The following is a 6,298-nucleotide window of genomic DNA, read 5'->3' as shown; positions in this document are numbered from 1 at the left end:
TGCCGACTGGAACATTACCGGCTCGAGGTGCGTTCTCAAAAGGCCCGTCATGTCGGATCGAGATCCGGCTGCGGAATGCCAACTAAAGGTCGCCACGCGGCTAAAAAGGAGCCCTGTCATCATGAACACAATCATACTCAAGCACGGTATCTGGGTGATCGTGGCCGATGGCGAGAAGGCGCTTTTCCTCAGGAACGCCGGTGACAACAAATATCCGAATCTCGAGGTGGTGCAGGAAATGCAGCAGGACAACCCGCCCACCCGCGAGCAAGGCAGTGACAGCCCCGGCCGATACAGTGATGGTCCCTCCGTACACCGCAGCGCAGTCGAGGATACGGACTGGCACCGCATCGGCAAGGAGCGTTTTGCCGATGAAATCGCCGCCCGGCTCTACAAGCTCGCGCATGACGGCGAGTTCAGCGAGATCGTGCTCGTCGCGCCGCCGGTGGTGCTTGGGACAATGCGCAAAAAGCTGCACAAGGAGGTCGGGGACAAGGTGACCGCCGAAATTCCCAAGACATTGACCAACCATGCCATACCGGAAATCGAGGCCTTGCTGCGGGCAGCCTGATCATCGATCGGCCCTGACGAATCGAGACGAATAGCTCCGCACAAATTCCGATCCGGCCGGCAGCTTTCTCAGCTGCCGGTCAAATTTTCGCGGCAGCGCCGTCGATTTCACGGCTTTGCGGGTTGCATCGCCGACATACCATCCACCATATTGCAAACAGGCGGCGGCCTTGGGCGGCGCTCATCCAACATCGCTGACTTGAAAGGCGCTCCATAGACAATGCCGCATGACACGCCCCTTATCGCCACCATCGTCGCCGGTCTGGGGCTGGCTTTCGTCTTCGGGGCTCTCGCCAACCGCTTCCGCATTCCGCCCCTGGTCGGTTATCTCATAGCCGGCGTGCTGGTCGGGCCGAACACGCCCGGCTTCGTCGCCGATGCCGGGCTTGCCAACGAACTGGCCGAAATCGGCGTCATCTTGCTGATGTTCGGCGTCGGGCTGCACTTCTCGCTCAAGGATCTGCTGTCGGTGCGTGCCATCGCCGTGCCGGGCGCCATCGTCCAGATCGGCTTTGCCACCGCGCTTGGCGCTGGTCTTGCCTGGATGCTCGGCTGGTCGATGGGCGCGGGGCTGGTGTTCGGCCTGGCGTTGTCGGTCGCCTCGACCGTGGTGCTGCTGCGTGCCCTGCAGGAACGGCGGATGATCGAGACCGAGCGCGGCCGCATCGCCGTCGGCTGGCTGATCGTCGAGGATCTGGCCATGGTGCTGGCGCTGGTGCTGCTGCCGGCGCTCGCTGGCGTGCTCGGCGGCCAGGAGCAGGCCGACGCCCATGCCAGCGGCCTGCTGTCGCTGCCGGCCAGCTACGGCATCTGGGGCGTCGTCGGCATCACGCTGGCCAAGGTCGCCGCCTTCGTCATCGTCATGCTGGTGGTCGGCCGCCGGGTCATTCCCTGGATCCTGCACTATGTCGCCCATACCGGCTCGCGCGAACTGTTCCGGCTGGCGGTTCTGGCCATCGCGCTCGGCGTCGCCTTCGGTGCGGCCAAACTGTTCGGTGTCTCGCTGGCGCTGGGCGCCTTCTTCGCCGGCATGATCATGAGCGAATCCGAACTCAGCCACCGCGCGGCGGAAGAATCGCTGCCGGTGCGCGATGCCTTCTCCGTGCTGTTCTTCGTCTCTGTCGGCATGCTGTTCGACCCGTTCAGCCTGATCAGCAATGGTTGGCCAATCCTGGCGACGCTCGCCATCATCGTCATCGGCAAATCACTGGCCGCGTTCGCCATCGTTGTTGCCTTCGGCTATCCCATCGCCACGGCGCTGATAATCTCGGCAAGCCTCGCCCAGATCGGCGAGTTCTCCTTCATCCTGGCTGAACTCGGCGTCGGGCTGAAGCTGCTGCCGGAACAGGGCCGCGACCTCATTCTGGCCGGTGCGATCCTGTCGATTGTCCTCAACCCGCTGATGTTCCTGGCCATCGACTGGATGAAGCCGTGGCTGGAACGGCGCGCCGCCAGGACGGCACCACCGGTCGAGGCAAAACCGGTTGGTCCGGCGACGGAGCCGGGCCAGGTGGCCTCTGTCGCGGCAGCGGCGAAAAAGGAGGACGGGCCGCCGCCAAAGACGGCACTCACCGGCCATGCCATCCTGATCGGCTACGGCCGTGTCGGTGGCCTGGTCGGCTCGGCCCTGAAAGGCGCGGCAATGCCCTTCCTGGTCATCGAGGACGCCGACAAGACGCTGGCGAAGCTGAAAGCGGACAGCGTCGAGACCGTCGCCGGCAATGCGGCCAATGCCGAAGTGTTCGCCGCCGCCAACCCCGAGGGCGCCAGCCGGCTGATCCTTGCGATCCCCAATGCCTTCGAAGCCGGCCAGATCGTGCTCCGCGCCCGCGCCGCCAATCCCGCTATCAACGTCATCGCCCGTGCCCATTCCGATGCCGAGGTCGAACATCTCAAGGGTTTGGGCGCCGATACGGTGATCATGGGCGAGCGCGAGATTGCGCGCGGGATTGTGGAAGAAGTTCTCGGTTCCAAACCGGAGTTGAGGCGCGAAACCGCCGAGCCGTCGGTGGCCTGAGTCCCAAAGCCCAAGCTGCACTCTCGCACGCTGGCAACGTGATCGGCTCGACCACCCTTTCAAGCGAGCATCACGCCACGAATGCAGAGCCGCCATTTTGCGCGATACCGCTGAGGTATTTGGCCGGCGGCTTCCCAAGCGCCTTCTTGAACATGGTGATGAAGGCCGTAACGGAACCATAGCCGAGATCGCCCGAGACCTGCTGGACACTCTTGCCGGAAGCCAGTTCCCGAATTGCAACGATCAAGTGCAATTGCTGGCGCCAGCGCCCGAAACTCAGCCCCGTCTCCTTTGCCACAAGGCGGGCGAGGCTGCTCTCGCTGAGCGCGATGCGGTTGGCCCATTCCGCCAGTGTGCTGCGGTCGGCAGGGTCTTGCGCCAACGCTTCGGCGATCCTGTTCAAGCGTGGCTCGGACGAGATCGGCAGGTGCAATTGCTGGACAGGCATGCGTGGCAATTCGGTGAGCAGCATCTTGGTCAAGAGTTCGCCCCTCGCCCCGTCACCCTCCACCCGATCGGAAAGCTCGATGATCAATTCGCGCAGCAGGGGCGAGATTGAAAACGTGCAGCACCGCTCCGGCAGATCGGCGGCTCCCGGCTCTATGTAGACGAAAAAAATCCGGGCGTTGGCGGTTGCGACATTGCTGTGCTCCATGCCGCCGGGGATCCACACCCCGCAATGCGGCGGCACCATCCATAGACCGCTTGGAACGCGGCATGTGACGCCGCCGCCGAGTGCGAAGACGAGTTGGCCTTTGCGGTGCCGATGGGCGGGGACTTCCGCTCTGGTGTCGGGGATGTCGACGCGCACGGCAATCGCCGGCGCGGCAGGGTCATCCACATCGAGATCGAGCCAGGGGTAGCTGAGGGGTTGTCTCATGGTTGACTGTTATTAGCGATTAAACGCCATGATAGCTAAATTCTTTAACAGCGAAAGTCGATAAGCTCCGGCTCGTACTCAGCTTGCCGTGCTTTCCACAGCAAGCTGGCACCGACAAGCCAGCAACAAGGTACGCCATGCTCGCCCTGGTCATCTCTCCCGAAAGCGCGACCGGGTTGAGGCTCGCCGACATCGCCGAGCCTCAACCGGCTTCGAACGAAGCGCTTGTCTCTGTCCACGCAACTTCGTTGAACCGGGGCGAACTGCGCCTGCTTGCCATACGCCCCGAGGGCTGGATACCCGGCCAGGACATCGCGGGGATTGTCGAACGAAGAGCAGCCGATGGTTCCGGGCCAGCCGTCGGCGCCCGGGTTGTTGCTTTGGTCGACGAGGCCGGTTGGGCCGAACGCATCGCAGTCCCAATCGACCGTCTCGCCGTCCTGCCGGATGACGTCAGTTTCGTTTCCGCAGCCACACTTCCTGTCGCCGGTACGACGGCACTAAGGACTCTACGCCATGGCGGCGACCTCGCCGGCCAGCAGGTCTTGATCACCGGTGCAAGCGGAGCGGTCGGCCGTTTTCAGATCCAGATCGCCCGCGAGCAAGGCGCCTCGGTGACGGCAATCGCCGCGGCCCGGCACGCCGACGATCTCCGCGGCCTCGGAGCCCGGCAGGTTGTCGAAGCGATCGATCTGGCCGAGGGGCCGTTCTCGCTGATCACCGAGTCGGTCGGCGGCCAAAGCCTCGCACGCGCGATCGAACGTATCGCACCTGGCGGGACCATCGTCATGTTCGGTTCGAGCAGCGGCGAGCTGACGCCCGTCGGATTCCGCCAGTTCGTTCCGGATCATGAAGGGGCAAGGCTTCAGACTTTTGCGTACTACACGTCTGGTCCAGGCATCGGCGAGGACATCGCCTCACTGCTCGCTCTGGTCGCAGCCGGCCGGCTCGAAACGCGCGTGGCCTTGACGGCGCCGTGGACAGACGTCGCTCAAGCGCTGGACGCACTGCGACAGCGCAGCTTCAGCGGCAAGGCTGTTCTCACCATAACAGGATGAGCATCCTGTTTTGTCACACGTGCTGGCCGCCATTGATGTGGATTTCCGAGCCAGTCACATACGACGCCTGCTGCGAGCACAGGAAAAAGATGATGTCGGCGACTTCGGCCGTGGTGCCAAGGCGCCTGAGAGGAATGGTCTCGACGATCTTGTCCGTGCCCGGCGACAGGATCGCGGTATCGATTTCGCCCGGCGCAATCGCGTTGACGCGGATGCCGTGCGGACCGAAATCATGCGCCATCTCGCGCGTCAGCGAGCCGAGTGCCGCCTTCGATGTCGCGTAGGCCGTGCCGGCGAAAGGATGCACGCGGGTTCCGGCGATCGAGGTTACGTTGACGATCGAGCCCTTGGCCGCCGCCAGTTCCTTGAACAGCCCGCGCGCCAGCATGATCGGCGCGAAGAAATTGACCTGGAACACGTCGCGCCAGACATGCATCGGCGTGTCGATCGAATTCATGCGGCTGTTGCCGTCCTTGAGCTTCGGCGAAATGCCGGCATTGTTGACCAGCGCATGCAACTGGCCGCCATGCGCTTCCAGCCGGTGGCGAATTTCGGAGACGGCGATGCCGACATCCTCCTGATCGGCGAGATCGACCTTGATGTGGTCTTCCGGCCCGGCCGGCCACGGGCAGTCCTCGGCGAAAGCCTGCCTGGAGCAGGTGATGACGCGCCAGCCCTCGCGCGAAAAACGCTTGACGGTGGCGTGGCCGATGCCGCGGCTAGCGCCGGTCAGCACGATGGTCTTTCGGGTGTCGAGCTCAGTCATTTCAGGTCTCCAGCCGGCAGATGTAGCCGAACGCCGCCGAGGTGGCGAGAGGCCGAAATGTCACCATTCACCTCAAAGGAGGAACCGGGAAGCCGGCTCGCCGTTGGTCCTTGAATGCGGAAAGGGTGCGGGGTTCTGAATCAATCTATCAGGACAAAGTCATGACACAGACAGCACCCCTCGACATCGCCACCGCCTTCACCAAAGCGTGGACAGGACACGACCTCGAAAAGGCAGCATCCTATGTCGCCGACGACGTCGTTTTTGATGGGCCGATGCAACAGTCGACTGGCAAGGCCCCCTACCTCGAGGGCCTGACCAAACTTTCACAGGATGTGACCGGTGTGCGCATGATCGCGGCCTTCGGAGACGACCACCAGGCGCTGCTAATGTATGACTTGATGACAGAGTCGTCCGGCGCGCTTTCCTGCGCCAAGCACCTCACCATCAGCGACGGCAAAATTCACAGCGACAAACTGACCTTTGACAGCAAGAAGCTGGGCAGCGCCAAACCAAAGGCGAATTAGCAGGTCTACTCAGCCGCCAAGGAGGTCGAGGATCGAGGTCTGCCGCTTCTTGCGCGGGCCGCCAACGTCGCCTGGCGGCACCGGGTGCTTGATCGACGCGGTGGCGCCGTCATCCCCCGGCATGGAAAGGCCATCGGCATCGACGGTTTGGGCGGGACGAGCCGCGCGGACCGGCGCTGGCGCTTGGGCAACCGGCGCTGCTGGCCGCGCTGGTGCCTGCTGGCCGACCGACGTGGACGGAACCGGCGCCGTGTTGTTCGCCGAGGGTATCTCGTCGGGGACGATTGTGTCGCCCGGCGTCGATTTCCAGGTGCCGGGCAGCGGCCGCACCGGCACACCTTCGTGGGCCGCAACCATGAACTCGTGCCAGGCCTGCGCCGGCAGTGCGCCGCCGGTGACCTTCTTCATCGGGCTGCCATCATCATTGCCGAACCACACACCGGTGGTGAGATTGGCGGTGTAGCCGACGAACCAGGCGTC

Annotated in this window: 6 protein-coding genes and 1 pseudogene; 4 read left to right on the top strand and 3 right to left on the bottom strand. The window is 63.7% G+C overall.

Features of this window, described 5'->3' with window-relative positions:
- Nucleotides 1-121 precede the first annotated feature (121 nt).
- Both EN879_RS20265 and ybaL read left to right on the top strand, forming a co-directional pair.
- Entirely contained in the window at nucleotides 122-571 is a 450-nt protein-coding gene (locus EN879_RS20265; RefSeq protein ID WP_013529560.1) for a host attachment family protein, read from the top strand.
- A gap of 219 nt (nucleotides 572-790) precedes the next feature.
- On the top strand, nucleotides 791-2,587 hold the full coding sequence (ybaL, locus tag EN879_RS20260; protein ID WP_127274205.1) for a YbaL family putative K(+) efflux transporter: 1,797 nt from the start codon (nucleotides 791-793) through the stop codon (nucleotides 2,585-2,587).
- 70 nt (nucleotides 2,588-2,657) lie between these two features.
- Here ybaL and EN879_RS20255 read toward each other — a convergent pair whose 3' ends face one another.
- Nucleotides 2,658-3,467 carry a helix-turn-helix transcriptional regulator gene (locus EN879_RS20255; protein ID WP_063169019.1) on the bottom strand — a complete coding sequence of 270 codons (810 nt, stop codon included), beginning with the start codon at nucleotides 3,465-3,467 and terminating at the stop codon, nucleotides 2,658-2,660.
- Nucleotides 3,468-3,604: 137 nt separating this feature from the next.
- Between EN879_RS20255 and EN879_RS20250 the strand changes: the two genes are divergently transcribed.
- A complete protein-coding gene (locus EN879_RS20250) occupies nucleotides 3,605-4,525 on the top strand; it encodes a zinc-binding dehydrogenase (protein ID WP_013529557.1) in 921 nt (306 codons plus the stop codon).
- Between the two features lie 13 nt (nucleotides 4,526-4,538).
- Here EN879_RS20250 and EN879_RS20245 read toward each other — a convergent pair whose 3' ends face one another.
- Nucleotides 4,539-5,291 (bottom strand): SDR family oxidoreductase, encoded by a 753-nt coding sequence (locus EN879_RS20245; protein ID WP_013529556.1) that lies wholly within the window; start codon nucleotides 5,289-5,291, stop codon nucleotides 4,539-4,541.
- A gap of 161 nt (nucleotides 5,292-5,452) precedes the next feature.
- Here EN879_RS20245 and EN879_RS20240 point away from each other — a divergent pair, with 161 nt between their 5' ends.
- Nucleotides 5,453-5,818 carry a nuclear transport factor 2 family protein gene (locus tag EN879_RS20240; protein ID WP_027161316.1) on the top strand — a complete coding sequence of 122 codons (366 nt, stop codon included), beginning with the start codon at nucleotides 5,453-5,455 and terminating at the stop codon, nucleotides 5,816-5,818.
- Nucleotides 5,819-5,827: 9 nt separating this feature from the next.
- Here the strand turns inward: EN879_RS20240 and EN879_RS20235 are convergent.
- Nucleotides 5,828-6,298: pseudogene (locus tag EN879_RS20235) on the bottom strand (penicillin-binding protein); the annotation flags it as partial.

Source organism: Mesorhizobium sp. M7A.F.Ca.AU.002.02.1.1, assembly GCF_003998535.1.
Taxonomy (GTDB): domain Bacteria; phylum Pseudomonadota; class Alphaproteobacteria; order Rhizobiales; family Rhizobiaceae; genus Mesorhizobium; species Mesorhizobium ciceri.
Note: the sequence above shows the minus strand (reverse complement) of the source record. Positions and strands in the feature narration are given on the sequence as shown.

What these genes read in the sequence shown, in the direction of transcription:
- EN879_RS20265 (WP_013529560.1), top strand. Translation starts at nt 122, where the DNA reads ATGAACACAATCATACTCAAGCACGGTATCTGGGTGATCGTGGCCGAT.
- EN879_RS20250 (WP_013529557.1), top strand. Translation starts at nt 3,605, where the DNA reads ATGCTCGCCCTGGTCATCTCTCCCGAAAGCGCGACCGGGTTGAGGCTC.
- EN879_RS20255 (WP_063169019.1), bottom strand. Translation starts at nt 3,467, where the DNA reads ATGAGACAACCCCTCAGCTACCCCTGGCTCGATCTCGATGTGGATGAC.
- EN879_RS20245 (WP_013529556.1), bottom strand. Translation starts at nt 5,291, where the DNA reads ATGACTGAGCTCGACACCCGAAAGACCATCGTGCTGACCGGCGCTAGC.
- ybaL (WP_127274205.1), top strand. Translation starts at nt 791, where the DNA reads ATGCCGCATGACACGCCCCTTATCGCCACCATCGTCGCCGGTCTGGGG.
- EN879_RS20240 (WP_027161316.1), top strand. Translation starts at nt 5,453, where the DNA reads ATGACACAGACAGCACCCCTCGACATCGCCACCGCCTTCACCAAAGCG.